Source organism: Hymenobacter sp. 15J16-1T3B, assembly GCF_020711235.1.
In the GTDB taxonomy this organism is placed as follows: domain Bacteria; phylum Bacteroidota; class Bacteroidia; order Cytophagales; family Hymenobacteraceae; genus Solirubrum.
Map to the genome: position 1 here is coordinate 99620 of NZ_JAJFAV010000011.1, position 24540 is coordinate 124159.

Below are 24540 nucleotides of genomic sequence, written 5' to 3' on the forward strand. Positions count from 1 at the left end.
TCGCATTTTCGGTATCGTTTCCGAATAGCACTAATTCCAAATTTCCTCTTACCTTTCCGAGGCTTCGCTGCTGAGTACCTGCCCGCCCTTTCCCACCCAATGCGCTTCGTTCCCCGGCTTCGTGCATTCGTTCTGGCCTCTGCCTGGCTGCCCCAGGCCGTCTGGCTGGTGCTACTGCTGACGGCAGTTGGCGGCGGGCTGCCTAGAGCCGCGCAAGCCCAAAGCACCTTGTCGAAGGTGTGGGTGCCCGACCTGGGCAACGGCAGCTACAAAAACCCGATACTCTACGCCGACTACTCCGACCCCGACGCCATTCGCGTGGGCGAGGATTTTTACCTGACCTCGTCGAGCTTCAACGCGGTGCCGGGCCTGCAAATCCTGCACTCAAAGGACCTGGTCAACTGGTCGCTAATCGGGGCCGTGTTCAACGAGCAGCCGCCGCTGGCGCGCTACGCGGTGCCCCAGCACGGCAACGGCGTGTGGGCCCCGGCCCTGCGCTACCACAACAAGGAGTTCTACATCTACTACCCCGACCCGGACCTGGGCATTTTTGTCACCAAGGCCAAGAACCCCGCCGGGCCGTGGTCGGCGCCGGTGTGCCTGAAGCAGGCCAGCGGCTGGATTGACCCCTGCCCGCTTTGGGACGCGGACGGCAAGGCCTACCTCGTGCACGGCTTCGCCGGCTCGCGGGCGGGCATCAAAACCATTCTGGCCGTGTCGCCGATGAGCGCCGACGGCCTGAGCCTGACCGGCCCCGACGCGCTGGTATTCGACGGGCACCAAGGCCACCCCACGCTGGAAGGGCCGAAGTTTTATAAGCGCAACGGCTACTACTACATCTTCGCGCCGGCCGGCGGCGTGCCCACGGGCTGGCAACTGGTGCTGCGCGCCACGAACGTGTACGGCCCCTACGAGGAGCGTATCGTGATGGACCAGGGCAAGACCCCGATCAACGGCCCGCACCAGGGCGCCTGGGTGGATACCAACGCCGGCGAAGACTGGTTTCTGCACTTCCAGGACCAGGGCCCCTACGGCCGCGTAGTGCACCTGCAGCCCATGGTCTGGAAAAACGGCTGGCCCGTCATCGGCGAAGACCCCGACGGGGACGGCAAAGGCCAGCCGGTGCTGACCTACCGCAAGCCCAAAATCAAGGGCAAAGCCCAGCCGCTGGCCACCCCGCCGACGTCGGATGAATTCAGCTCGAACCAGCTGGGCCTGCAATGGCAGTGGCACGCCAACCCGCAGGACTACTGGGCTTTCTTGAACGGCCCGCAGGGCTACTTGCGCCTCTATGCCATGCCGCTGGCCGAAGGCTACAAGAACCTCTGGCAGCAGCCCAACCTGCTGCTGCAGAAGCTGCCCGCTGACGTGTTTACCGCCACTGCCAAGTTACGTTTCGACTCCCGCCTGGAAGGTGAAAAGCTGGGTCTGGTAATCATGGGCCTGGATTACGCCTACCTCAGTCTGACCAACCAAGGCGGCAAGTTGCAGCTCAGCCAGAGCGTGTGCAAGGACGCCGACAAGGGCTCGGCGGAAGCCACCACGGCCGCCGTGCCGCTCTCCGCCGACCAAGCCAAACAGCCCGTGTACCTGCGCGTGGCGGTGAAGCCCGGCGCCAAGTGTCAGTTCAGCTACAGCTTCGACGGGCAGGCCTTCCAACCGCTCGGGGCGGAGTTTCAGGCCCGGGAAGGCAAGTGGATCGGCGCCAAAGTGGGCCTGTTCTGCACCCGCCCCGGCAAGTTCAACGACAGCGGCAACGCCGACATCGACTGGTTTAGAATCGAGTAATCAGCATACCCAAAGAACGCCATGCCCAGCTTGTCGAGACATCTCGCCGGATACTAATTATTTCTCCGAGGATGAAAACGCTATCCAGCATCAACCGGCGAGATTCTTCGATCCTCGCTTGATGCCTCGAACTCGCTCGGAATGACGTTCTGCGCAAACTTCAAACGCCCATGCTTCTCCTAGGAATTGACCTTGGCACCTCGTCGGTAAAGGTTTCGGTGGTCGACGCGGCCACGCAGCGCTGCTTGGCGTCGGTGAGCTACCCCGAGACGGAGCGCGAAATCCTCGCGCGCCAGCCGGGCTGGGCCGAGCAGCAGCCCCTGCAGTGGTGGCAGGATGCCAAGCAGGCCATCCTGCTGGCCCACGCCACCCAGCAGTACAACCCGCAGGACATAGGCGCCATCGGCATTGCCTACCAGATGCACGGCTTGGTGCTGGTGGACGAGCACCACCACGTGCTGCGCGACGCCATCATCTGGTGCGACTCGCGGGCCGTGCCCTACGGCGAGGCGGCCTTTCAGGCCATCGGCCCGGAGCAGTGCCTGACGCACCTGCTGAACTCGCCCGGCAACTTCACCGCCGCCAAGCTGGCTTGGGTGAAGGAGCACGAGCCCGAAGTGTACCAGCGCATCCGCCAGGTGATGCTGCCCGGCGACTTCCTGGCCTTGCAGCTCACCGGTGAGGCTACTACCAGCGTGTCGGCTCTGTCGGAAGGCATATTCTGGGACTTCGCCCGGCACCAGCTCTCCGAGGACGTATTCCGCTTCTTCGGTTTCGACGAAGAGTTGATTCCGCCGGTGCAGCCGGTGTTTGCCGAGCACGGCCGCTTGCGCGCGTCGGTGGCCGAAGAGCTGGATTTGCCGGTGGGCATTCCCGTCACCTACAAAGCCGGCGACCAGCCCAACAACGCCCTGTCGCTGAACGTGCTGCGCCCTGGCGAAGTGGCGGCCACGGCGGGCACCTCCGGCGTGATTTACGCCGTGACCGACCAGCTCTTCGTCGACCACCTCTCGCGCGTCAACCCCTTCGCCCACGTCAACCACGCGGCCGAGCAGATGCGCCTGGGCGTGCTGCTGTGCATCAACGGGGCGGGCAGCATGAACCGCTGGGCGAAGCAGGCGGTGGGCCGCGAATTGAGCTACCCCGAACTCAACCAGCGCGCCGCCCAGGTGCCGGCCGGCGCCGAGGGCCTGCTGTGCCTGCCCTTCGGCAACGGCGTGGAGCGCATGCTGGCCAACGAGCCCGTGGGCGCCCACTTCCTGCACCTCGACTTGAACGTGCACACCAGCAGCCACCTGCTGCGGGCGGCCCAGGAAGGCGTGGCCTTTGCTTTCCGCTACGGCTTGGATTTGATGCGCGAAAACGGCCTGCACCCCACGGTCGTCAAGGCCGGCAAGACCAATATGTTCCTCAGCGAGGTCTTCGCCCAGGCTTTCGTCAACGCCACCGGCCTCGCGGTGGAGCTGTACCAGACCGACGGCTCGGTGGGCGCGGCCCTGGGCGCGGGCATCGGGGCCGGCACCTTCGCTACGCCCGATGACGCGTTCCGCAACGTGCAGCGTCTGCAGCTCATTGAGCCGAACGCGGAGGCCCCGGTGTACGAGCAGACTTACCAGCGCTGGAAAGCCGAGCTGCTGGCCCGCCTCCCGCAGCCGGAAGCCGCCCTAGCCAAAAGCTAAGTCCTGTCGGGCCACCCAACCCGTCCTGTCGAGCTTGTCGAGACATCTCGCGTGCTGACGTCCAAGAGTAAACAGCCAGCCAACAGGAAATTACTATCCGGCGAGATGTCTCGACTTCGCTCGACATGACGGCCTGGTGACCTCAGTGCCTCTTCTTCCCCACGAACACAACACCCCAATCATACTTCCCATGAGCACCGTTCTCGACCAAAAGACGCTCTTTAGCGCCATTCCCACCATCAAGTTTGAAGGCCTGGAGTCCGACAACCCCATGGCCTTCCGCTGGTACGACGAAAACCGCGTGGTGGCCGGCAAACCCATGAAGGAGTGGCTGCGCTTCGCCGGCGCCTACTGGCACTCCTTCAACGGCTCCGGCGCCGACCCCTTCGGCGAACCGACCCACCTGTTTCCCTGGGACTCGGAAGGCGACGCCATCACGCGCGCCAAGGCCAAGATGGACGCCGCGTTTGAGTTTCTGACTAAGCTGGGCCTGCCCTACTACTGCTTCCACGACGTGGACGTGGTGGACTACACCAACGACGTGGCCGACAACGAGCGTCGCCTGCAGACCATGGTGGAGTACGCCAAGCAAAAGCAGCAGGAAACCGGCCTGAAGCTGCTCTGGGGCACGGCCAACCTCTTCTCGCACCGCCGCTACATGAACGGCGCCGCCACCAACCCCGACTTCCACGTGCTGGCCCACGGCGCGGCCCAGGTGAAAGCCGCCATCGACGCGACCATCGAGCTGGGCGGCGAAAACTACGTGTTCTGGGGCGGCCGCGAAGGCTACATGACCCTGCTGAACACCAACATGCAGCGCGAGCAGGAGAACTTCGCCCGCTTCCTGCACACCTGCAAGGACTACGCCCGCCGCAACGGCTTCCGGGGTACGTTCTTCATCGAGCCCAAGCCGATGGAGCCCACCAAGCACCAGTACGACTACGACGCGGCCACCGTCATCGGCTTCCTGCGCCAGTACGATTTGCTCGGGGACTTCAAGCTGAACCTGGAAGTAAACCACGCCACGCTGGCCGGCCACACTTTCCAGCACGAACTACAGGTGGCCGCCGACGCGGGCCTGCTCGGCAGCATCGACGCCAACCGCGGCGACTACCAGAACGGCTGGGACACCGACCAGTTCCCCAACGACATCTACGAGCTGACCGAGGCCATGCTGGTGATTCTGGAAGCCGGCGGGCTGCAGGGCGGCGGCATCAACTTCGACGCCAAAATCCGCCGCAACTCCACCGACGTGCAGGATTTGTTCCACGCCCACATCGGCGGCATGGACATCTTCGCCCGCGCCCTCATCACGGCCGACAACATCCTGCAGAAGTCGGATTACAAGCAGATCCGCCAGCAGCGCTACGCCTCGTTTGACGCGGGCGCCGGCGCCGCTTTCCGCCGGGGCGAGCTAACGCTGGAGCAGCTGCGCGACTACGCCGCCGAGCACGGCGAGCCGCAAATCATCAGCGGCCGGCAGGAGTACCTGGAGAACCTGATCAACCGCTACATCTAAGCGAAGAAATACGCGCTGCCGCCGAGAATTCCTGAGCCTACAGGATGCTACTCTCGGCGGCAGTGCGCATTTTTACCGCCATTGCCTACCACCAATCTTCTGCCAGTGCACCAACTTTCCACCCTCGACTACGTCGTCTTTTTCATCTACTTCCTGATTGTCGCCGGCTACGGCATCTGGGTGTACCGCCGCAAGACCGGCCACGACGGCACCGCCGAAGGCGACTCCAAGGATTACTTTCTGGCAGAAGGCTCGCTCACGTGGTGGGCCATCGGCTCCTCGCTGATTGCCTCCAACATTTCGGCCGAGCAGTTCGTGGGCATGTCGGGCTCGGGCTTCGGCATCGGCCTGGCCATTTCCACCTACGAGTGGATGGCGGCGCTGACGCTAGTCATCGTGGCTACGTTCTTCATCCCGGTGTACCTGAAGAACCACATCTTCACGATGCCGCAGTTTCTGAGCCAGCGCTACAACGGCACGGTGGCCATGATCATGGCCATTTTCTGGCTGGCCCTGTACGTGGTGGTGAACCTGACCTCGATTCTCTACCTCGGCGCCATTGCCGTGAGCAGCATCTCGGGCCTGAGTCTGACGTTCTGCATGATTACGCTGGCCGTCTTCGCCGTCATCATCACCCTGGGCGGCATGAAGGTTATTGGCTTCACCGACGTAATTCAGGTGTTCTTCCTGATTCTGGGCGGCCTGGCTACCACCTACCTGGCCCTGAACCTGGTGGCCGAGCACTACGGGCAGTCGGGCGTGCTGGCGGGCTTCTCGCAGATGACCAAGCTGGCCAACGACCACTTCCACATGATCCTGAAGCGCGACGACGCGCACTACCTCGACTTGCCCGGCCTCACGGTGCTGCTCGGCGGCATGTGGATTGTGAACCTGAACTACTGGGGCTGCAACCAGTACATCACGCAACGGGCGCTGGGAGCTGACCTGCCCACGGCCCGCAACGGCATCCTGTTCGCCGCGTTCCTGAAGCTGCTCATGCCCGTCATCGTCGTTCTGCCCGGCATTGCGGCCTACGTGCTCTACAAGGAAAACGTGTTCGGCCCGGCCGAATTCATGCAGGACGGCGAGCTGAACCCCGACCGCGCCTACCCGGTGCTGCTCAACATTCTGCCGGTGGGTCTGAAAGGCCTGAGCTTCGCCGCCCTGACCGCGGCCGTGGTAGCCTCGCTGGCCGGCAAGGCCAACTCCATTGCCACCATCTTCACCCTCGACATCTACAAGAAGGTCATCAACACGGAAGCCTCGGAGAAAAAGCTCGTATCGGTGGGCAAAATTGCGGTGGTGGTGGCCATGGTGCTGGGCGTGCTCATCGCCCCGTTCCTGGGCATCGATAAGAAGGGCGGGTTCCAGTTCATTCAGGAGTACACCGGCTTCGTGTCGCCGGGCATCTTCGCTATGTTCATTCTGGGCTTCTTCTGGAAGAAAACGACTTCCTCGGCGGCTCTGTTTGCTACCATCGGCGGCTTCGCCGGCTCGGTGTTCCTCAAGTTCCTGCCCCGCTTCGTCGACCTGGCCTTCCTGGCGCCCATCGGCTTTGCGGCCCCCAGCACCGACCCCAAGGAACACGGCATGTACGTGATTCCCTTCCTCGACCGCATGGGCATCGTGTTCGTGTTCTGCGTGGTGGCCATGGTCATCATCAGCCTCCTCGAAACCAGCCGCGGCGTCAAGCCCAAGGGCCTGGAAGTCGACGCCTCGATGTTCCGCCCGCACCGCAGCTTCGCCATCGGCTCGGTCGTGGTCATTGCCCTGCTCACGGCGCTTTACACCATCTACTGGTAGACCACCGGCCCGCGTACGCGCTATTGATTACGGCGCCGGCTCGCTCCCAAGCGGAGTGAGCCGGCGCCGTTTTTTCAACCGAAAAAGGTATTTCTGGCGAAAATCGTCTGGCACCTCCTCTCCTTTTCGGCGGGGGAGGCGTACCGTCAGAACGACGAGGGGAATCGGGTTAGCGCACCGACGAATCCCGCACGATGAGCTGGGGCTTGAGCACGATGCGCTGAGCGGTGAAATACTCCGTGCGCTTATGAATCTGCAGAAACAGCTGCACGGCGGCCCGGCCCATCAGCTCCCCGCGCTGGTCGACGGAAGTTAGCCGGGGCTTCACCATGGTGGTAAAAGGTTCGTTGCTGAAGCCGGCCAGCGCCACGTCCTGGGGCACGCGCAGGCCGCGCTCCTCCAGCAGCTGCAGGGCCCCGCCGGCCGGAAAGTCGTAGGCCGAAAACACCGCGTCGGGCCGCACGGGGCCGTCGAGCAGGGCCTGCATGGCCTCGGCGCCGGCTTCGGTCGAGGAGTTGCGCAGGCGCACCACCAGCCGCTCGTCGTAGCGCAGGCCGTGGGCCTGCAGGGCGTCGCGGTAGGCGCGGTGGCGGTCGGCAGTGGTGTTGATGGTGGCCGGACCGGCGAAGTGGGCAATGCGCTCAAAGCCCTGCCGGATCAGGTGCTCCATGAGCTGGTAGGCCCCGCGGTAATCGTCGACCACCACCCCGCAGGCGTTGGGCAAGTCAGTGGGCATGCGGTCGAAAAACACCAGCGGCGTGGCCTGGTTGCGCACTTTCTCGAAGTGGGCGAAGCTGCGCGTGGTGTTCGACATGGACACCAGCACCCCGTCGACCTGGGCCGTGAGCAGGGCCTCCACGTGCTTGCGCTCCTGCGCCTCGTCCTCGTTCGACTGGCAGATGAGCACGTTGAAGCCGGCTTGGCTGGCTACTTCCTCGATGCCGTGCACCACGGCCGGAAAAAACGCCCCGTTGATGTGCGGCACGATGACGCCGAGCATGTTGCTGCGGCCCCGGCGCAGGGCCGCAGCGAGGCTGTTGGGGCGGTAGCCGAGCTTGTCGGCCAGGGCCCACACCTGCGCCTTGGTGGCCTCGCTCACGTCGGGGGCGTTGTTGAAGGCCCGCGAAACGGTCGAAATCGACAGCCCCAGCTCGGCGGCCAGGTCGGCAATGGAAAGGCGTTTGTTGGCTTTGGCCATGCCAGAAGAGCGGGGTAGCGGGGCGGCGAAATGGAAGTTGCGGCGCGGCAGCGGCGCCGGCGGGAGCCGCCGTCGGGGCGACGCGGGCAGATCAGTGCAGGTCCGGGTTCGGCGCGCGGGCGCCCTTGCCGCAAGCTACTCAACTTTGCCCCGCGAGCCTAGCTCCAAAGGCGGTTTTCACCCCGCTCAGGCCACTTTCCCGCCCGGTGCTAGTATGTTTGCGGCATGAACGCCGACCTGCCCATCCGCCCCGCCACCGCCGCCGACCTGCCCGCCGTGGTGGCGCTGATCAACCAGGCCTACCGGGGCGAGGGCGGCCCGGTGGGCTGGACGGCCGAGGGCCACTTGCTCGGCGGCCCGCGCACCAACGTGGCCGAGCTCACCGACCTGCTCAGCCGCCACGCCGCCGCCCACGCCGCCGTTTTGCTCGCCCACGACGAGACCGGCCACCTCGTCGGCAGCGTGTTCGTGCATCCGCAGCCCGACGCGCTCTACCTCGGCCTGCTCGGCGTGGCGCCCGCCCAGCAGGGCCGCCACGTCGGCCGCCAGCTGCTGCAGGCGGCCGAGGCCTACGGTCGGCAGCACCGGCGCCCGGTGGTGCGCATGACGGTGCTCGACGCCCGCCCCGAGCTGCTGGCCTGGTACCTGCGCCGCGGCTACCAGCTCACCGGCCGCACCGAGCAGCTGCCCCTCGACGGCGCGCACGGCCAGGCTCAGGACCCCTTGGTGCTGCAGGTGCTCGAAAAATCCTTGGCCGAGTAGCCGCCTGGGCGCACGATTCGGGCCGCCGGGTGGTGCGGCAATGCGCGGGCGTGAGTATCTTCGGGATTCCATGAACGACCCGGAAATCCGCGCTTTGCTCTACCCGCTGCTTCAGGGCGGCGTGTACGTCGATGAGCTGCCCACCGGCACCACCCGCGCCGACGTGGTGCACATCACCGCGCAGTTTATGCACGGCTACGAGCTGAAAAGCGACGGCGACACCCTGCAACGGGTGAAAGACCAGCTGCCCTGCTACGCTCGCGCCTACGACTTCGTGACCTTCGTGGTCACCGAAAAGCACCTCGCCAAGCTGCTCGACGCGGTGCCGGAGTGGGTAGGCGTGCTGGTGGCCTCAGCCGACGGGCTGCGGGAGCACCGCCCCGCCCGCTACAACGCTACCGTGGAGCGCGGCGCGGTGGCCGGCCTGCTGCGCCTATCCGAAGTGAAGCAGTACCTGATGGACCACGGCCTGCACCACGTGAGCCTGCTGCGCCGCCGCGACGTTAGCAAGCTGCTCAACGGCACCCAAGTCATCCCGCTCTCCCACCTCTGCCAGTTTGTGCGCGACCGGCTCATTGCCCGCATGCCCCAGCGCCTCGAAAACCGCGAAGTGCGCAAGGCCGAGCGGGCCACGAAAAAACGCCTGAAAGCCCGCGGCCGCAAACCCACGGGTGGGGCCAAGGGCAAGCCGGTGCACACGCCCACGTCCAAGGCCAAAGCGTCGCCGACCACCCGAAAATCAGCTGCCCGCTAAAGTCACCGGGCCCCGGCCGTTCTCACGTCCGGGGCCCGATGCGTTAGGAACAGCCCGTTGGCATCAGCGGCGCACCACCGACTTGGTGGCCACGCCTTCGACCGTTTGCAGGCGCACCGAGTAGAGGCCCGCGGGCAACGCGCTTAGGTCCAACTGGTGCTCGGTCAGCCCCGGGCCCACCCGCAGGCGCCGGCGCTGCACCACCTGCCCGAGGGCGTTGAGCACCTCCGCTTGGGCCTCGCCGGCTTGGCGCAGGCCGTCCAGGCGCAGCATCACGCTGCCGGCGCTGGGGTTCGGGTATAGCTCGACGGCCGCCAGCAGCCGGGCGGCGCCGCGCGCGGCCGTCACGAAGTTGCTGTACCGCTCCATGCTGGCGTTGACGAAGGTGCCGGTCGCGCTGCTGGCCGTCTGCACCACGCGCCGGTCCACCACGTTGTCGACGTTGTAGCGCAGCAGGTAGCGCTGCCCCGACGACGGTACCCAGGCGTTGTTGGTCCAGTTCTCCACGTAGAGCCCGGTGGAGCTGCCGTTGGCGTCGTAGGTGTCCGATACGCGGTAGCTGGTCGTCCAGCTGTTGCCCGAGCGCGCCTCCGCAAGGGTCACGTAGCCCGGGCCGGAGGCGGCGTACGTGAGGGTGTAGCGGCCGGTAAGCTGCCACGCGCCCGCGTTCCAGGTTTCAGTTTCGTAGTACGTCTGCCGGCCTTGCGCGTCGTACTGCACATTACCGACGCGCGTGGTGTTGACAAACGTGCCCGCCGAGTTAAGCTGCACCACGTAGCTGGTGTATTGCTGCGGGTTGGCGCCGTAGGTGTATATCTCCTTGGTCCCGGGCGAAAAGCCGCCGGTCGGAATTATCCACCCCGAGGTCGTCAGCTCCAGCACGCTGCCACTGGCCGAGTAGCGGTACGTACGCTGGGTGCCGGAGCGCGTCAGCCAGGCGCCGTTGGTCCAGGTGGCGCCGGTACGCTCCGTTTCGTTGCCGTTGGCGTCCCAGCTGATGAGGATGCGGAAGTTGTTTTCCCAGGCGCCGTTCTGCCACATCTGCGCCAGCGAGTGAATCACGCGGTTTTGCGCGTCGTAGGTGTAGGTACTGAGCTTGACGGGCACGAGGCTGCCGCTGTTCCATTCTTCCAGCAGCGTGCTGCTCACCCGGCCGGCGGGGGTGTAGGTGTAGGTAGTGCGCTGGCTCGGCACCTGCGTGGCCGAATCAGCCAACTGGTCCACCAGCAGGCGCGCGTTGGCGTCGTAGGTACTGGTGCGCAGCACCGGCGTCGTCCAGGCCCGCGCGCCGCTGCTCCAGGTGTAGCTGACGATGCGGCCCGGCACCTTCACGTCGGCGGTGGTGCGGTACGCGGGCCCGGAGGCCAGGAGCGAATCCGGCCGGGCGACGCCGCGCAGCCACGGGGTGGCCGATGCCGATTGGGCCTGCGAGGCAACACTGCTGAGTAACCCCAGGGCGAGCAAGGGTAAAGAAAAGCGCATAGGCGTGGGTAGCGGCAAAGGGCTGGGTGAAACGACGGCGTAAACTAGCGGCCGCCGGCCCAAAGGTACGTACCGCGGCCCACGCTTGCGGCCCACTTTCCACTTCTGGGCACTGCCAGATTGCTTTTTTCAGAACCCGAACGAGAGCTGCCGCCCCGCCACCTCCCCCACCGGCTCCAGGTTGGAGAGCGAAATGCCGAGCAGCCGCACGCCCTTGGGCAGGGGCAGCAGCCCGCGCAGCAGCTCGGCGCTGACCACGCCGAGCATGGCCTCGGTGGCCACCGGCGTGAGAAACGTGCGGCTGCGCGAAATCAGCTGGAAGTCGGCGTACTTGACCTTGAGCGTGACGGTGCGCCCCAGGGTTTCGGCCCGCTGGCAGTACTCCCACACTTCGTCCAGGCAGGGCTGCAGGCCTTCGGTCAGCTCCTCGATGGTGGTCAGATCCTGCTGAAACGTGGTTTCGGAACCCACCGACTTGCGCACCCGGTCGGGCACCACCGGGCGGTGGTCTTGGGCCCGCGCAATGGCGTAGTAGTAACCGCCGGCTTTGCCGAAGTGCTGGCGCAAAAACGCCTCTTCCTGGTTGCGCAAGTCCAGCCCGGTGAAGATGCCCAGGTCGTTGAGCCGCCGCGCCGTGGCCGGCCCGATGCCGTGAAACTGCCCCACCTCTAGCCCGGCCACGAAATCCAGCCCCTGCTCGGGCCGGATGACGAACTGCCCGTTGGGCTTGCGGTAATCGGAGGCCAGCTTCGCCAGAAACTTGTTGTAGCTGATGCCCGCCGAGGCCGTCAGCTGGGTTTGCGCCCAGATGCGCGCCCGAATGTCGCGCGCTATTTGGGTAGCGGAGGCAATGCCCGGCAGGTTCTCGGTCACGTCCAGGTATGCCTCGTCCAACGACAGCGGCTCGATCAGCGGGGTATACTCGGCAAAAATGGCCCGAATTTGCCGCGAAACGGCCTTGTACACCTCGAAGCGCGGCTTCACAAATACCAGCTCGGGACAGAGGCGCTGGGCCGTGACGGAGGGCATGGCCGAGCGCACCCCGAACTGCCGGGCCTCGTAGGACGCCGCAGCCACCACCCCGCGCTGCCGCGCCCCGCCCACGGCCACCGGCCGCCCGCGCAGCTCCGGCTGGTCGCGCTGCTCCACCGACGCGTAAAACGCGTCCATATCGAGGTGAATGATCTTGCGCTGCGGCACTTGCGGCTCCACGTCCAACTCAGCTTGCTAATGACGTTGGCAAAGATACGGCACAACGCCCAGCTCGCTAATCCGCTGCCGAGGTCTTGCGCAGCTCCCCGCCGTGCGCCTGCTCAGCCGCACTGGCTCACTAAGCAGCTCACGCCGCCGGTGCGCACCTTGCCGCCCGATAACCGGCTCTACTTCGGGCACATGGAGCCTAGCCTGGGTGCCGAAGCATATAAAAATAGGCCGATAACCAGATTTTGTTTTGTTCGGCGCAGGCTAATGTAGTTTATTAGTATAGCCAATGCTTCCTCTCCTCCGCCGCCCATGACTCCAGCCGACGACCTACCTTCTTCCGCCGACCATATCTCGGTGCTGCTCGTCGACGACCACCAGCTCGTGCTCGAAGGCGTGCGGGTGCTGTTGCAAAACGAACCCGACCTGCGCATCGCCGCCACCGCCTACTCCGGGCCCGAAGCGCTGCAGCAACTTGCCCTGCACCCGGAGGTGCACGTGGCCATCGTGGACCTGAACATGCCGCAGATGTCGGGCGTGCAGCTTACGCAGGCCATCCGGGCGGCCCACCCGGGCGTGCGCATCATCGTGCTGAGCATGTTTCACGACCACGCTTCGGTGCAGGAAGTACTGGACGCGGGCGGGGCCGGCTACCTGCTCAAAAACACCACCGCTCACGAGCTGACCACCGCCGTGCGCCGGGTGGCCGCCGGGCGCACCTACTTCAACGCCGAAGTGGGCGCCACGCTGCTGGAGCACCTCGACGTGCCCGCCGCCCGCGACCCGGCCGAGCAAGCCGCCCCGCTGACGGCCCGCGAACGGGAAATCCTGCAGCTCATTGCGGGAGAATACTCCAACGCCGCCATTGCCGAAAAGCTCTTCATCAGCGAGCGGACCGTGGAAACGCACCGCCGCAACATCTTCACCAAAACCAAGAGCAAGTCCATCATCGGCCTGATTCAGTACGCGCTCAAGCACAAACTTATTCGGCTCTAAGCCGAGCCTACCTGCTCTGCAGGGCTACAGGCATAAAAAAGGCCTTTCGAGCTTCGAAAGGCCTTTTAGTATGTGCGCTGGGTCAGCCGCTCAGGCAGCCCGGCTTAGTCGTTCGCGCTGCACCACGGCTTCGAAGGCCTTGGTTTCGGGCCGGGGCGGGTGGCCCAGGCCGGCCAGTTCTTCGATGGTTAGCTCGCCGTCGATGTAGCGCTGCAGTTCGGTGAGGATGGCGGCACTTGGAATGGTGCCGCCCAGGGCAGCCACGGCAATACCCCACTCGGCGTGGTGTTGCCGTTTGTGCCGGGCGGCCTGCTCCGCTTCGGGCAGGTCCGCAGGAATGTCTTTGAAATATTTGCTTGACATTGACTGTGAATCAGTTGGCGGACAATACCTGTATACGCAATACTGCTGAGGCAGAGTTATGGTGACATTCCGCGGCCGGATAGGATACCCAGCCGCCACAGCTCAACCATAACCTTTCGAAAAATGCGCTAGTAAATAGTTGCCCAAACCAAAACACATTCCCATCCATGGCAACTTACAACCAGCACCGCGACGAGGACCGCGACGACTACCGCGGCCGCAACCAGCAGAATTCGAGCAACCGCTCGGGCGACCAAGACCGCTCCGGCCGGGGCTCCTCGCAGTACGGCGCACAAGACCGAGGCTCCCGCTCGGGCATGTCGTCGTCGTACGACGATTACACGGACCGCGACTATTCATCCGGCCGCGGCATGGGCTCGGGCATGTCCGGCATGGGCATGTCGGGCATGAATTCCGGCATGGACCGTGACGACTACCGCTCGGGCCGCGGTATGCAAAACAGCGGCATGCAGAACATGGGCCGCTCCGGCCGCGGCAGCATGGACACGGACCGCGCCGGCAGCTACTCCACCGACTACGGCTACGGCTCGTCGGGCCGCAGCTCGAAGTCGGGCATGGACCGTGACGACTACCGCGGCAGCTCGTCGCGCGGCATGAGCGGGGGCATGGGCCGCGGCTCGTCGTCCGACATGGATTACGATGGCTACGGCAGCACGAACTACTCTTCGTCGCGCGGAAGCATGGGCGGCGGTTACGGTTCGAGCGACTACTCCGGCCGCGACGACCGGTCGTCCTCCTACGGCCGCTCGAATTCCTCCTACGGCTCGTCGAACTCCTACGGGCGCAACAGCTACGACAACACCGACGACTACCAAGGCCGCAGCATGGGCATGAACCGCCGCGGCCGCAACGACGACATGGATATGGACATGAACCGCGGCAGCCGCGGCATGAACTCGGGCATGTCCGGCGGCATGGGTATGTCGGGCATGAACTCGGGCATGTCGGGCCGCGACAACTCCTCGTACGGCTCGGCCTACGGTTCCTACGACTCGTCGATGTACGGCAACTTCAACGACTACGACCAGGACATGGACCGCGGCTACGGCAACCGCACCAACTCCGACCGCAACAGCCAGTACGGCCGCGGCTACAACGACGAAGACGACCGCAACGACCGGGGCCGCGACAACGACCGCCGCGGCCGCTACTAGCCGCCACTTCTTCGGTTAAGTGAAAAGCCGGCGCGGGAAATTTCCCGCGCCGGCTTTTTTGTGCTTTGGTTTTCTGACTGATACTGCTTTATCGACCGGTAGTAAACCTGATTACTTGACTATTTGTAAACTAATTTACAAACCCGAAAGCTGTTGTTAGTTCGCAATATAGAAGGCTTTGGCTGCTTGCGCGGAAGCAGGTGCTGCTTTCGCACGGGACCGGCCGTGCGCGTTTGGGCCGGCCGGCGTACCTTTGCGCAACGTTTGCAGGCTGTCGGCAACCTCTTGCCTGCGGCAGTGGTTATCAGCCTGATTCCAACGGCGCCGCCTTCCCGCAGCCGCGCACCGCTGACCGTTTTACCCCCGTAATGCACCCTACCATTTCCACTGACATCTGCATCATCGGCGCCGGCCCCGTGGGGCTGTTTGCCGTGTTCGAAGCCGGCCTGCTCAAGCTCCGCTGCCACGTCGTCGACGCGCTGCCCCAGGTGGGCGGCCAGCTTTCCGAAATCTACCCGAAGAAGCCCATCTACGACATCCCGGGCTACCCCGAGGTGCTAGCCGGCGACTTGATTCAGAACCTGATGCGCCAGATCGAGCCCTTCCACCCCACCTTCACGCTGGGCGAACGGGTGGAGCGCTTCGAGAAGCTGGAGGACGGCACTTTCCACTTGATTACGGCCGATGGGACCGTGATTCACTGCAAGACCATCTGCATTGCCGGCGGCCTGGGCTCATTTGAGCCGCGCAAGCCCGCCATCGAGAACCTGGAAAACTACGAGGCCGGCAAGGGCGTGTACTACATGGTGCGCGACCCGGAAACCTTCCGCGACCAGCGCATCGTCATTGCCGGCGGCGGCGACTCGGCCCTAGACTGGACCATCTTCCTGGCCAACGTGGCCAAGGAAGTGACGCTGGTGCACCGCGGCACCACCTTCCGCGGCGCCGTCGACTCGGCCGAGAAGGTGAAAGCCTTGCACGACGCGGGCAAGGTCAACCTGGTGCTCAGCTCCAACGTGACGCACGTGCACGGCGAGGACGCGCTGGAAGCCGTGACCATCACGGCCAACGACAGCACCGCCCGCACCTTGGCCGTGGAGTCGTTTATTCCGCTATTCGGCCTCACGCCCAAGCTCGGGCCCATCGGTGAGTGGGGCTTGGAACTCGAAGACGACGCGGTGAAGGTGAACACCTTGGATTACTCGACCTCGGTGCCGGGCGTGTACGCCATCGGCGACATCAACACCTACCCCGGCAAGCTCAAGCTCATCCTCTGCGGCTTCCACGAGGCCGCGCTGATGGCCCAAGGCGCCTACAAGCACATCTTCCCCGACAAAAAATACGTGCTGAAGTACACCACCGTCAACGGGGTACCGACGCTGTAACCGGTGAATGAGTGAGTGAGTTGGTCGTTCTACTTCGCTCCTTCACTCAACCACTCAACCACTCATTGAAGTTATGACCGACGAAGTACGCGTGTACGTGGAGGACGCGCCGGGCCAGCGCACGGAGCTGGTGGCGCCCACCGATATGGGCCTGAGCCTGATGGAAGTAATGAAGGCCTCGGGCTACGACATCCAGGCCACCTGCGGGGGCATGGCCCTGTGCGGGACCTGCCACGTGGAGGTGCTGGCCGGCCCCGAGCTGCCCGAGCCCTCGGACGACGAAATGGCCATGCTGGAATCCTTGCCCATCATGTCGCAGGGCAGCCGCCTTTCGTGCCAGATTCGCATCACCGAGCGCCTCGACGGGCTGGTGGTGCGCCTGATGCCGCAGAACGCGTAGCGCCTGCGCCCGCCGGTTTTACCTGGCTTTAGTTGAAGCAAAAAAGCGCCGCTCCGCTAGGGGCAGCGCTTTTTTTGTGGGGGCCGGATACGAGCCTTTGCGCGGCCGCAAAAAAAGCGGCGCCCCGTCTCCGGGACGCCGCTGCGTTGGGCGGCTTGCGGCGGGCTTAGCGCCGACGACGCGACGAGCTTTTCTTTTTCGAGCCCGAGGTTTTCTTCTTGCTTACCGTCTTTTTGCGGCTGCTGCGGTGCGACGCGGCAGTACGGTGGCGCCGCGCCGACGAGCGGTGCGTGGTGGTAGTCGGTTTGGCAGTTTCGGCTTTGGCGGCTTCTTCGGCGGCGGCCTCCTCGGCCGTGGGCGGGCCGATGGCTACGGCCGTGCTGCTGGTGGCATCGGCGTGCGAAGCGGGGGGCTGCACCGAAGGCATCTTTTTGCGCGGCGGCATCAGGAACGTGCGCTCGGCGCGCTCCTGGGCGCTCAGCTTTTCTTCGCCGGCCAGCACCGGGCCTACGGGAATGGTGGCTTTGCCGGCGGTGTCCACGGCTTTGCCAGCTTGGACGGTGGGTTTAGGCCCCTTCTGGGCCTGAGCAGTCAGCGCAATTACGGCCAGCGCGGCCGTGCACAGGGCGGTTCGTAGCATCAGCAATCCTCCAGAAAAAATCAACCGGACTGCGAAAGTACTACGCAACTCAGCAGCGCGCAAACCCGCTACGGATCAGCTAGGTATAAGCCAATTTTTCCTCCCAGCGGTACCGCATCATCCCCTGGCAGCCCTCAGCGGGCGCGGATGCGCAGGTTAGCAAAGTCGCCATCGGAGTTGTCGCCCACGAACAGCCCGAGCTGCGCGCCTGCCGCGGTGCGCAGCGGCGCCACCTGCAAGCTGGGCACGGCCTCGTCGTTGACAAACACCTGCACCTGCGCGCCGCCGATCAGCACGCGCACGTGAAACCACTCCGTGGGCGCGGGCGGGGCAGTCAGCGCAACCTCGTAGCGGCCCGGGAACTCCCGGCGCAGGCGGTTCCACGGAAACTCGGGCTCAGCCACGTACTGCACGGCGTGGGCGCGCCGCTCGGCCTCGGCGTGGCGGAAGTTGAAGGGCCGGAAGTACACGGCCTCGAAGGTGGAGTCGTTCAGGCCGTGAAAGGCCAGCCCGACAAAGCTGCGCTGCAGCACGTCTTTGCCGCGCACGTCGAATTCGACGCTTCCCTCGCGCAGCGCCACGCCGGGCAGCCAGGCCAGCCCGTTGAGCGGCCGCGAATCGAAGCGCAGCCCGCGACGGCCGGCTTCCCGCAGCGGCGTCACGGCCCGGTTCACGACGCGGAGTTGTCCGGCCCCGGCCAGGCGGGCCAGGTCGGGCTGGGCTACCTGCTGCGGGTGGGCGGACGCGCAGCCGAGGAGCAAGGGTAAGCAGAAAAGCAGCAGGAATTGAAGCATGAGGCGGCGCTAGTTGCCGGGATAGTCGCGCGGGCCGGGCGGCTGTTGCACGGCGCGGCTCACATATGCATGTCACAAACGCCGCCCCGGTGGCCGGTTGCCCGCTTGGGGGCCGGCCACCGGGGCGGGCAATTCGCCGCGGCCTACGCCGCTACTGCCCGCCGATGCGCAGGCGTTGGCCGGCGGAGTGGCTGCTGAACTCCGGCGCGTACATGCATTGTACCTCGCTGATGCCGGAGCTGAAGTCGCCGGCCTGGGCAGCACGCAAGCGGTACTCGAATACGTGGCTGCCGCGCGGCAGGAAGTCGAGGAAGAAGTTGGTGGCCGCGTCGCGGGGGCTTTCGTAGTAGCCCAGGCCCTGCTGGTAGCGGTAGCCCGAAGTCTGGCTGATGAGCTCCAGCCCGGCGGCGCGGGTGTCCTTCAGGTGCACGTACTCCAGCTCCCGGTCGGTTTTCAGCGTCAGGCGCACCACCAGCACCTCCCCCACCCGCAGCGGGGCGCCGGCAGTCAGGGGCGTGAGCACGGGGCCGCTGGCGCCAGTGGTTTCGCGGAAGAGCTGCCGGCCCAAGGTCAGCGGGGCGTTGGCGGCGCCGGTAATCTTGTCGAGCTGCTCGAAGTACTGCCAGTAAAGCCCGCCCCAGGCCACGCCGGCGTCGGCTTTTTGCACCGTCACCTTGCCCAGGTCGGCGCGCACCTCGGCGGCGGGGAAGCTGCGCTTCACGTAGCCGGTGCCGGCCTCGGCGCCCGCGGTGGTGTTGATGGGGGTGGCACCGAGCGTGACTTGCAGGGGCTGCACCGGCGCCAGCCAGTCGCGGCCGCCTTGCAGCAGCAGGGCGTAGCAGGCGTCGGCGGTGGCGCGGGTACTTTCCCAGTTGTGGGTGCGCTTGTGGCTCAGCAGCCACAGCTGCATGTCGGCCACCGACTTATCGTCACCGACGACCTCATGGAAGGCTTCGATGAGCAGGCTCTGGGTTTCGACGGGCGCCTGCTGCCAGTGGTAGCCGGCCTGCACGTCTTTCCAGTACATGCCCAACTGCTCGGACTGCACCGCGTTCTGGCGCAGGGCCTCGATGATGAGCACCGGCACGTTTTTGTCGGACTGCTCGCCGCTGGCGCGGTGCAAGGTCAGCGCGGCCATGCCCTGCAGGTAGCGGCTGCGCTTGGGCCAGTACTGCGCGGCCTGCCCGCGGTAGTAGTTGTAGGCCACTTGAGCGGCTTTGTCCACGGCCGGATCGGCGGGCTGGCGCCAGAACGAGCGGGCGTAGAGGGCGTGCAGGTCGTCGTCGCCGAGGTGGTCGTCGGTGAGCTTGACGTTTTTCTGCTGGCGCAGCCGCGCGTAGTCCTGCTGCAGCTCCCGGTCGAGGTAGGCCGTGGCGCGGCGCAGCAGGTCGGCGGTGCGCTCGTCCTGCATGGCGTCGAAGGCCCCGAGCTGGCGCAGCTTGCCGAAGCCGGCCACGATGAGCTGGGTGATGTAGCGGTTGTCGGGCATCTGCTTAAACCACGGGAAGGCGCCGCTGGGGCTCTGCATTTCCACGAGCTTTTGCACGGCGCGCTGGGTTTCGGCCTGCAAGCGGGCTTCGTCGAACAGCTCGGCGAGGCGGCGCATGCGCTCCGTGTCGGTCTGGCCCTCGCGCACCCAGGGCGTTTCCTGCAGCAGCAGGTTTTTCAGCTCCTGGTTTTGCTCCAGCTTCGAGCGGAACGCGGTTTTGTCGCCCGAGGCCGCGGCTTTTTTCCACTCCTCAAGCACCGGGCGGATGCGCGGGTTCTGCTGCAGGATGCGGGCGGCCAGCAGGTTGGCGTAGAGGCGGGAGAAGGTCTGCTCGGAGCACTCGTAGGGGTACTCCATTAGGTAGGGCAGGCTCTGCACGGCGTACCAGGCGGGGTTGCTGGTCAGCTCCAGCGTCAGGCTCTGGTTGCGGCGCGTGGCGGAGGAGGTGCTGGTGAGCTTGGTCAGCTCGAAGGTGCGCGTACCGGCCCCGCGCAGCGTCAGCGGCAGCGTTTCGGTGACGAGCAGGCGGTTGGGCAGCACCGGCAGGGTGTTTTCCTCGCCGTCGGAGAAGGTACCGGTCTGTTCGTTCTTGGTTTTCCGTTTTTCTTCCTTGCCTTTCTTGGCCTTTTTCTGCGCGGCTTTGCCGGCCGGCTGGGCTTGGCCCTGCGCCACCACCCGGTAGGTTACGGCCTCCAGCGGCACGGCTTGGTCGGCCGGAATGGCCAGCTCCCAGCCCACGGTGGTGCTCTGGTTGGCTTCCACGCTGAACGTTACCTGCGCGGGGCTTTTGAGCAGCTGCGCGTCGAGGGGCTGGTTGGTGCGGGCGTCGAGCAGCTGCAGCTGAGCGGTGCCGCTCAGGGCCGTGGCGGCCAGGGAACTGATTTTGGCGGTGAGGCGCAGCTGGTCGCCTTCGCGGAAAAAGCGCGGGGCGTTGGGCGTCACCATCAGTTGCTTTTGGGTGACGAGCTGCCGGGCCAGCAGGCTGGTTTGCAGGTCGGGGGTGTGGGCCAAGGCCAGCAGCTGCCAGCGCGTGACGGCCTCGGGCATCTGGAATTCCAGCACCACTTCGCCCTTGTCGTTGGTGCGCAGGGCAGGCTGCCACAGGGCCGTTTCGCGGAAGTCGGCCCGCACGGGCACGGCGCTAAGGTCGGCGCTGAGCTTGGGCGCGCCGTAGCCGATGCGTACTTCCTCGGCCACCGCGGCATCAGCCGCGCCCAACCCTTGCAAGTCTACTGGCGCTTTAGAATTCGCCACTTTGGCCATCATCGGGGCGGGTGCGGCGGCCATTTCCATCTGCACGCCGGCCGCGCGGCCGCGCAGCACCACGCTCGTGCGGCCGAACCCGGGCTTCGCTTCTGCGTCGCGCTTGATGACGGGCGGCGTGAAGTGCACGGCCTGCTTTTCCAGCTCCCGCCATTCCCAATACGAAGTCCGCAGCTCCGGATAGGCGTAGAACGTCTGGCCGGTGGGTTTGCCCGGGAAGCTGGCAAACAAGGTTTCCCACTGCTTCGCCTCGAACTGCGCCGACCAGTTGAACTGCGGCCCCACGTAGGGCGGCGGCAGCTCGGGCCGGCGGAAGCTGTGCGGGCGGAAGGCGTCCAGCGACTGGTCGTAGAGCGTGGCCAGCAGCTCGGCTTCGGCCGGCTTGTTTTCACTGTTGCGAATGGTCACGCGCCAGGTTTCCTTCTCGCCGGGCTGCAGCTTGTCGCGGAAGGTGCTGATGTCCAGGGCCAGCGGGCGGGGCGGCTCGGCTACCTCAATAGTGACCTGCCGCTGGTAGAAGCGGCCGTCGTGCACCAGCATCAGGCGTACGTAGAGCGGGCCGGTCTGGCCGGCCGGGGTGAGCAGGCTCAGCAGGCGCTGCTCCCGGCGCAGCGTAAACCACTCGGCGCGCAGCAGCTGGCCGCGGCTTTCCACCTCCAGCCGCAGCGGCGTGGCCTCGTCGAAGCCGGTGCCGAAGAGCACCTGGGCGGGCTCCCCGGGCGCCACTGTGTCGCGGGCGGCGGCCAGCCAGGCGGGCAAGGGCAGCGGCGGCTGGGCCGCGGCGGCGTTGAACAGGGTGAAGCCGAGGCGGGCGCGGGCGGTATCGGCGCCGGCCAGGCTCTGGGCTTCGAGCAGGTAGGCCCCGGGCAGCTGGCCGGCTAGGGCCTGGGCGACGCCGGGCAGGGCGCCGGTTTGCTTGGTGTCGAAGGGCCACTCGCCCACCAGGCGCTTGGGCCAGGTGGCGGGGTCGTCTTCGCGCAGCCAAGGCTCGTGCGCAAACAGCTTCAGATGCTCCTCGCGGCTGAGGCCGGGCTGGTCGGGGCGCGGGCCGAAGCGCGGGTGCAGCACCCGGGCGGGCGGGGTGAGCTGGTAGAGGCGCACGGTGCCGGCGGCGGGCACGGTCTCGCCGGTGGCGTTTTGGCTGCGCACCGCGAAGCCCTGCAGCGCCTGCTGGTTGACTTCCGCGGGGCCGCTGAGCGTGAGGTTGAGCGGGGCGCCGCCTAGGTTCACGCCCCGCTGGGCCGAATGGGTTTCGCCGTTGGGGTCGGTCACGTCGGCCGTCACCTCGAACACGTACGTGGGGCGGCCGGGGCGCGGGCCGTAGTCGTCTTCGTCGCCGGGCCGCTCGTTCTGGTTGGCCGCGTCGTCGGGCGGGCTGGCGGTGAAGCTGACGCGGTAGTGGCCCTGCGCGTCGGTTTTGGCCGTGCCGCTGGCAATCTGCTGCTCGCCGCCGCGGCCGGGGAAGTAGGGCTTGTAGCCGCCCCCGCCCCTTTCGCCGCCGAAGCCGAAGTCCAGCGCCTGCCAGCCAAACAGGGGCCACACCGTGCGGCGCACCACGCGGTACTGCACCGTGGCCCCGTCGACGGCCGGGCCGGCGTAGGCCGTGGCCGTGCCGCGCACCGAAAGCGTGTCGCCGAGCTTGGGCGTGCCCGTCACCGGGTCGAGGGCGACGAAGAAGGTGGGCCGCTTGTAGTCTTCCACCGCAAAGCCCTGTATCCCCAGGCTGCCGTCCCAGGGCCCGCTGCCGGCCGGCGTCGCGGCATCAACTACCACAAGCTGCATCTCGCCGTTGAGCAAGCTGGTGGGCAGGGTCAGCTCGCCGTGGAAGGAACCGTACTCGGAAGTGGTGAAGGGCAGCTCCAGCACCTGCTGCTGGTTGACGTCGAGCAGGCGCAGGCGCACGGCCTGGTTTTTCAGCACGGCGCTGCGGCCCCCGCCCTGCCCCGCCACCACAATGCCCTTGAAGTACAAAGTCTGGCCCGGGCGGTAAATGGCGCGGTCGGTGTACACAAAGGCTTGGCGCTGCTGGCGCGGCTCCGGCTCCACGGCTTGGCGGTAGCCGTTCAGGCCTTCGGCCACCACCAGCGAGTCGCGGCCCTGGCTGAGCACAAAGGCGCGCATGTAGCGGCGCTGGCCGGCGGCGTCGGCCGGCACGAGCAGGTGGCCATCGGCAGCGGTGGACTGGGCAGGGCCGGCCGTATACTGCCACTTGCCGCCGTCGTACTGCTGGTACCAGGGCTGCACCGTCACGCCGCCGGTGGCCTGGCCCGTGCGGCGGTTCAGCGTCCAGAGGTCGGTGCCGGCGCCGGGCGCGGGGCGGTGCACGGCCGCCAGCTCGCTCACCGTTACGAAGGCGTAGCTGGTCGTCACGTTGTCGCGCACCTTGGCGGGCTGGCTGCCGGCCGTGCTCAGGGCCACGAGGTAGTGGCCGGCGGGCAGGGCGGGGCCGGCCAGTTCGGCGCGGTGGCTTCGGTAGTCGGCCGGACCGGGCAGCGCGAGGCGCCACTCGGCCACCGGCTTCTCGGCCAGGCGCTTGGCGTAGGCTTTGGTCAGCTCCCCGGTGCGGCGGCCCAGCACTTCGTCGAGCGCGGCGCGGCCGGTAATTTTCCAGGCGAAGCCGTGGGCTTGGGTGAGGTTGCGGTAGTGCACGTTCAGCAGCACGGCTTGGCCGGGCAGCTGCGTGGCCAGGGTTTGCACGCTCAGCTCGGGCTGTTGCAGCTCATTGAGCAGCTCCTGGGCCCGCGCCGTCCCTACCGAGCGGGGAAACCGCTCAACGGCGGCTTGGGCCAGCGCGGCGGCCTGGGTCAAATGGTTTTGCTGCCGGGCCAGCGCGGCCAGCTCCGCCTGAAAATCAGCCCAGGCGGGCAGGGCGCTGTACTGCTGCTGGGCGCGGCGCAGGGCGGCCTCGTAAGCGGCGAGCTTACCTGGAAAAGCCGCGTGCTGGTACGCAAAAGCCAGCCGCAGCCGCTCTACGTCGGCCCGCACGGCCGGGGCATCGGCCTGGTGGAAGCGCGTGAGCTGCTGCCAAAGGCGCAGCGCGTGCCAAGGGCCGTTGAGCGAGTCAGCGGCCGGCGCGGTGAGCGGCAGGGCCAGAAACTCCGCGTCGGGGCCGAGCAGCTTGGGGTCGGTGAAGCGAAACTGCTCGGCGGGCCGGGTCAGGTACAGTTCGTCGTCGTTCAGCCCTTCGATGGCGCGGTGGGCCAGCAGGTCGTAGAGCGTAGGGCGCAGCGCGGCGCCCTGGGCATCGGCGGGCGCGGCTAGGCGGCCCAGCGCCGCCAGCCGGGTCTGCTGCTGGCGGGCGGCGTCGGTTTCCACCGACGCGCGGTAGTGGCGCACTACCTGGCTGGCCAGGCGGGCGGCGTCCCAGGTGGCCAGCTCCGCGGCGTCGGCGGCTGGGGCCAGGGTGGTGCGCTGGTAGAGGCGGTAGCGGTTTTGCCGCAGGTATTGGTGGTACTGCTCGGCCAGCAGGCTGTGCAGCAGCGGCCGGGCCGGGAAAGTCGCCGCGGCTAGGTCAGTTTCGAGCAGGCCGATGCCTTTTTCGTCGGCGTCCTCCTCGCGCTCTTCCAGAATGTGCAGGCGGTACGTCAGGGCCCGCACGTAGTCGGCGGTGTGCTGCCCGGCGCGGGCCCGCTGGTAGATGTCGAGCACCAGCTTTTGGGCGGTTTCGGTCTGGTCCTTGGCCAGCAGCGCATCGATTTTCTTCCACTGGGCGTCGTAGGGGCCGCCGGCGGGCGGGGCCGAGGCGTTGGAGGGCAGCACCATCAGTACAAACCAGAAGGGTATCAGCAGGTGGAAAAAACGCATGGGCAAAGCAAGGTATTTACGGCTAAGGGATGCGCGCTTGGGGCTG

Annotated in this window: 17 protein-coding genes; 10 read left to right on the forward strand and 7 right to left on the reverse strand. The window is 66.3% G+C overall.

What is annotated here, in order from left to right:
• Positions 1–99: 99 nt before the first annotated feature.
• From LJ737_RS18135 to LJ737_RS18150, 4 genes are all read left to right on the forward strand, one after another.
• Positions 100–1788 (forward strand): glycoside hydrolase family 43 protein, encoded by a 1689-nt coding sequence (locus LJ737_RS18135; protein ID WP_227768161.1) that lies wholly within the window; start codon positions 100–102, stop codon positions 1786–1788.
• A 170-nt stretch (positions 1789–1958) separates the two neighbouring features.
• Complete coding sequence (locus LJ737_RS18140) at positions 1959–3467, forward strand: xylulokinase (RefSeq protein WP_227768162.1); 1509 nt, start codon at positions 1959–1961, stop codon at positions 3465–3467.
• A gap of 190 nt (positions 3468–3657) precedes the next feature.
• Positions 3658–4986: a xylose isomerase gene (gene xylA / locus LJ737_RS18145; RefSeq protein WP_227768163.1), complete on the forward strand. Its 1329-nt coding sequence runs from the start codon at positions 3658–3660 to the stop codon at positions 4984–4986.
• Between the two features lie 105 nt (positions 4987–5091).
• A complete protein-coding gene (locus LJ737_RS18150) occupies positions 5092–6789 on the forward strand; it encodes a sodium/sugar symporter (protein WP_227768164.1) in 1698 nt (565 codons plus the stop codon).
• A gap of 169 nt (positions 6790–6958) precedes the next feature.
• Here the strand turns inward: LJ737_RS18150 and LJ737_RS18155 are convergent, their stop codons facing one another.
• Positions 6959–7987 (reverse strand): LacI family DNA-binding transcriptional regulator, encoded by a 1029-nt coding sequence (locus LJ737_RS18155; protein ID WP_227768165.1) that lies wholly within the window; start codon positions 7985–7987, stop codon positions 6959–6961.
• 225 nt (positions 7988–8212) lie between these two features.
• On the opposite strand from LJ737_RS18155, the gene LJ737_RS18160 reads away from it, so the two are divergent.
• Both LJ737_RS18160 and LJ737_RS18165 read left to right on the forward strand, forming a co-directional pair.
• Positions 8213–8749 carry a GNAT family N-acetyltransferase gene (locus tag LJ737_RS18160; protein ID WP_227768166.1) on the forward strand — a complete coding sequence of 179 codons (537 nt, stop codon included), beginning with the start codon at positions 8213–8215 and terminating at the stop codon, positions 8747–8749.
• A 70-nt stretch (positions 8750–8819) separates the two neighbouring features.
• The gene (locus LJ737_RS18165) at positions 8820–9503 is read left to right on the forward strand and encodes a sce7726 family protein (RefSeq protein ID WP_227768167.1); all 684 of its coding nucleotides are present in this window, start codon (positions 8820–8822) and stop codon (positions 9501–9503) included.
• A gap of 63 nt (positions 9504–9566) precedes the next feature.
• Here the strand turns inward: LJ737_RS18165 and LJ737_RS18170 are convergent, their stop codons facing one another.
• Both LJ737_RS18170 and dinB read right to left on the reverse strand, forming a co-directional pair.
• Positions 9567–10985, reverse strand: a complete 1419-nt coding sequence (locus tag LJ737_RS18170) for a T9SS type A sorting domain-containing protein (protein ID WP_227768168.1) — start codon at positions 10983–10985, stop codon at positions 9567–9569.
• 129 nt (positions 10986–11114) lie between these two features.
• Complete coding sequence (gene dinB / locus LJ737_RS18175; RefSeq protein WP_227768169.1) at positions 11115–12197, reverse strand: DNA polymerase IV; 1083 nt, start codon at positions 12195–12197, stop codon at positions 11115–11117.
• 300 nt (positions 12198–12497) lie between these two features.
• Here dinB and LJ737_RS18180 point away from each other — a divergent pair, with 300 nt between their 5' ends.
• A complete protein-coding gene (locus LJ737_RS18180; protein WP_227768170.1) occupies positions 12498–13181 on the forward strand; it encodes a response regulator transcription factor in 684 nt (227 codons plus the stop codon).
• A 90-nt stretch (positions 13182–13271) separates the two neighbouring features.
• Here the strand turns inward: LJ737_RS18180 and LJ737_RS18185 are convergent, their stop codons facing one another.
• Complete coding sequence (locus LJ737_RS18185) at positions 13272–13544, reverse strand: hypothetical protein (RefSeq protein WP_227768171.1); 273 nt, start codon at positions 13542–13544, stop codon at positions 13272–13274.
• A gap of 167 nt (positions 13545–13711) precedes the next feature.
• Here LJ737_RS18185 and LJ737_RS18190 point away from each other — a divergent pair, with 167 nt between their 5' ends.
• The 3 genes from LJ737_RS18190 to LJ737_RS18200 all read left to right on the forward strand — a co-directional run bounded on the left by LJ737_RS18190 (position 13712) and on the right by LJ737_RS18200 (position 16504).
• Positions 13712–14719 (forward strand): hypothetical protein, encoded by a 1008-nt coding sequence (locus LJ737_RS18190; protein WP_227768172.1) that lies wholly within the window; start codon positions 13712–13714, stop codon positions 14717–14719.
• A gap of 368 nt (positions 14720–15087) precedes the next feature.
• Positions 15088–16104 carry an NAD(P)/FAD-dependent oxidoreductase gene (locus LJ737_RS18195; RefSeq protein WP_227768173.1) on the forward strand — a complete coding sequence of 339 codons (1017 nt, stop codon included), beginning with the start codon at positions 15088–15090 and terminating at the stop codon, positions 16102–16104.
• A gap of 73 nt (positions 16105–16177) precedes the next feature.
• On the forward strand, positions 16178–16504 hold the full coding sequence (locus tag LJ737_RS18200; RefSeq protein WP_111478403.1) for a 2Fe-2S iron-sulfur cluster-binding protein: 327 nt from the start codon (positions 16178–16180) through the stop codon (positions 16502–16504).
• 166 nt (positions 16505–16670) lie between these two features.
• Here LJ737_RS18200 and LJ737_RS18205 read toward each other — a convergent pair whose 3' ends face one another.
• The 3 genes from LJ737_RS18205 to LJ737_RS18215 form a co-directional block, all read right to left on the reverse strand.
• Positions 16671–17144 (reverse strand): hypothetical protein, encoded by a 474-nt coding sequence (locus LJ737_RS18205; protein ID WP_227768174.1) that lies wholly within the window; start codon positions 17142–17144, stop codon positions 16671–16673.
• Between the two features lie 134 nt (positions 17145–17278).
• Positions 17279–17938: a hypothetical protein gene (locus LJ737_RS18210; RefSeq protein WP_227768175.1), complete on the reverse strand. Its 660-nt coding sequence runs from the start codon at positions 17936–17938 to the stop codon at positions 17279–17281.
• Positions 17939–18089: 151 nt separating this feature from the next.
• On the reverse strand, positions 18090–24494 hold the full coding sequence (locus LJ737_RS18215) for an alpha-2-macroglobulin family protein (protein ID WP_227768176.1): 6405 nt from the start codon (positions 24492–24494) through the stop codon (positions 18090–18092).
• Between the last annotated feature and the right edge of the window lie 46 nt (positions 24495–24540).

Coding starts and splice junctions, on each gene's coding strand:
- LJ737_RS18210 (WP_227768175.1), bottom strand. CDS start 17,938: ATGCTTCAATTCCTGCTGCTTTTCTGCTTACCCTTGCTCCTCGGCTGC.
- LJ737_RS18170 (WP_227768168.1), bottom strand. CDS start 10,985: ATGCGCTTTTCTTTACCCTTGCTCGCCCTGGGGTTACTCAGCAGTGTT.
- LJ737_RS18165 (WP_227768167.1), top strand. CDS start 8,820: ATGAACGACCCGGAAATCCGCGCTTTGCTCTACCCGCTGCTTCAGGGC.
- LJ737_RS18190 (WP_227768172.1), top strand. CDS start 13,712: ATGGCAACTTACAACCAGCACCGCGACGAGGACCGCGACGACTACCGC.
- LJ737_RS18180 (WP_227768170.1), top strand. CDS start 12,498: ATGACTCCAGCCGACGACCTACCTTCTTCCGCCGACCATATCTCGGTG.
- LJ737_RS18185 (WP_227768171.1), bottom strand. CDS start 13,544: ATGTCAAGCAAATATTTCAAAGACATTCCTGCGGACCTGCCCGAAGCG.
- LJ737_RS18200 (WP_111478403.1), top strand. CDS start 16,178: ATGACCGACGAAGTACGCGTGTACGTGGAGGACGCGCCGGGCCAGCGC.
- LJ737_RS18160 (WP_227768166.1), top strand. CDS start 8,213: ATGAACGCCGACCTGCCCATCCGCCCCGCCACCGCCGCCGACCTGCCC.
- xylA (WP_227768163.1), top strand. CDS start 3,658: ATGAGCACCGTTCTCGACCAAAAGACGCTCTTTAGCGCCATTCCCACC.
- LJ737_RS18195 (WP_227768173.1), top strand. CDS start 15,088: ATGCACCCTACCATTTCCACTGACATCTGCATCATCGGCGCCGGCCCC.
- LJ737_RS18215 (WP_227768176.1), bottom strand. CDS start 24,494: ATGCGTTTTTTCCACCTGCTGATACCCTTCTGGTTTGTACTGATGGTG.
- LJ737_RS18135 (WP_227768161.1), top strand. CDS start 100: ATGCGCTTCGTTCCCCGGCTTCGTGCATTCGTTCTGGCCTCTGCCTGG.
- LJ737_RS18205 (WP_227768174.1), bottom strand. CDS start 17,144: ATGCTACGAACCGCCCTGTGCACGGCCGCGCTGGCCGTAATTGCGCTG.
- LJ737_RS18140 (WP_227768162.1), top strand. CDS start 1,959: ATGCTTCTCCTAGGAATTGACCTTGGCACCTCGTCGGTAAAGGTTTCG.
- LJ737_RS18155 (WP_227768165.1), bottom strand. CDS start 7,987: ATGGCCAAAGCCAACAAACGCCTTTCCATTGCCGACCTGGCCGCCGAG.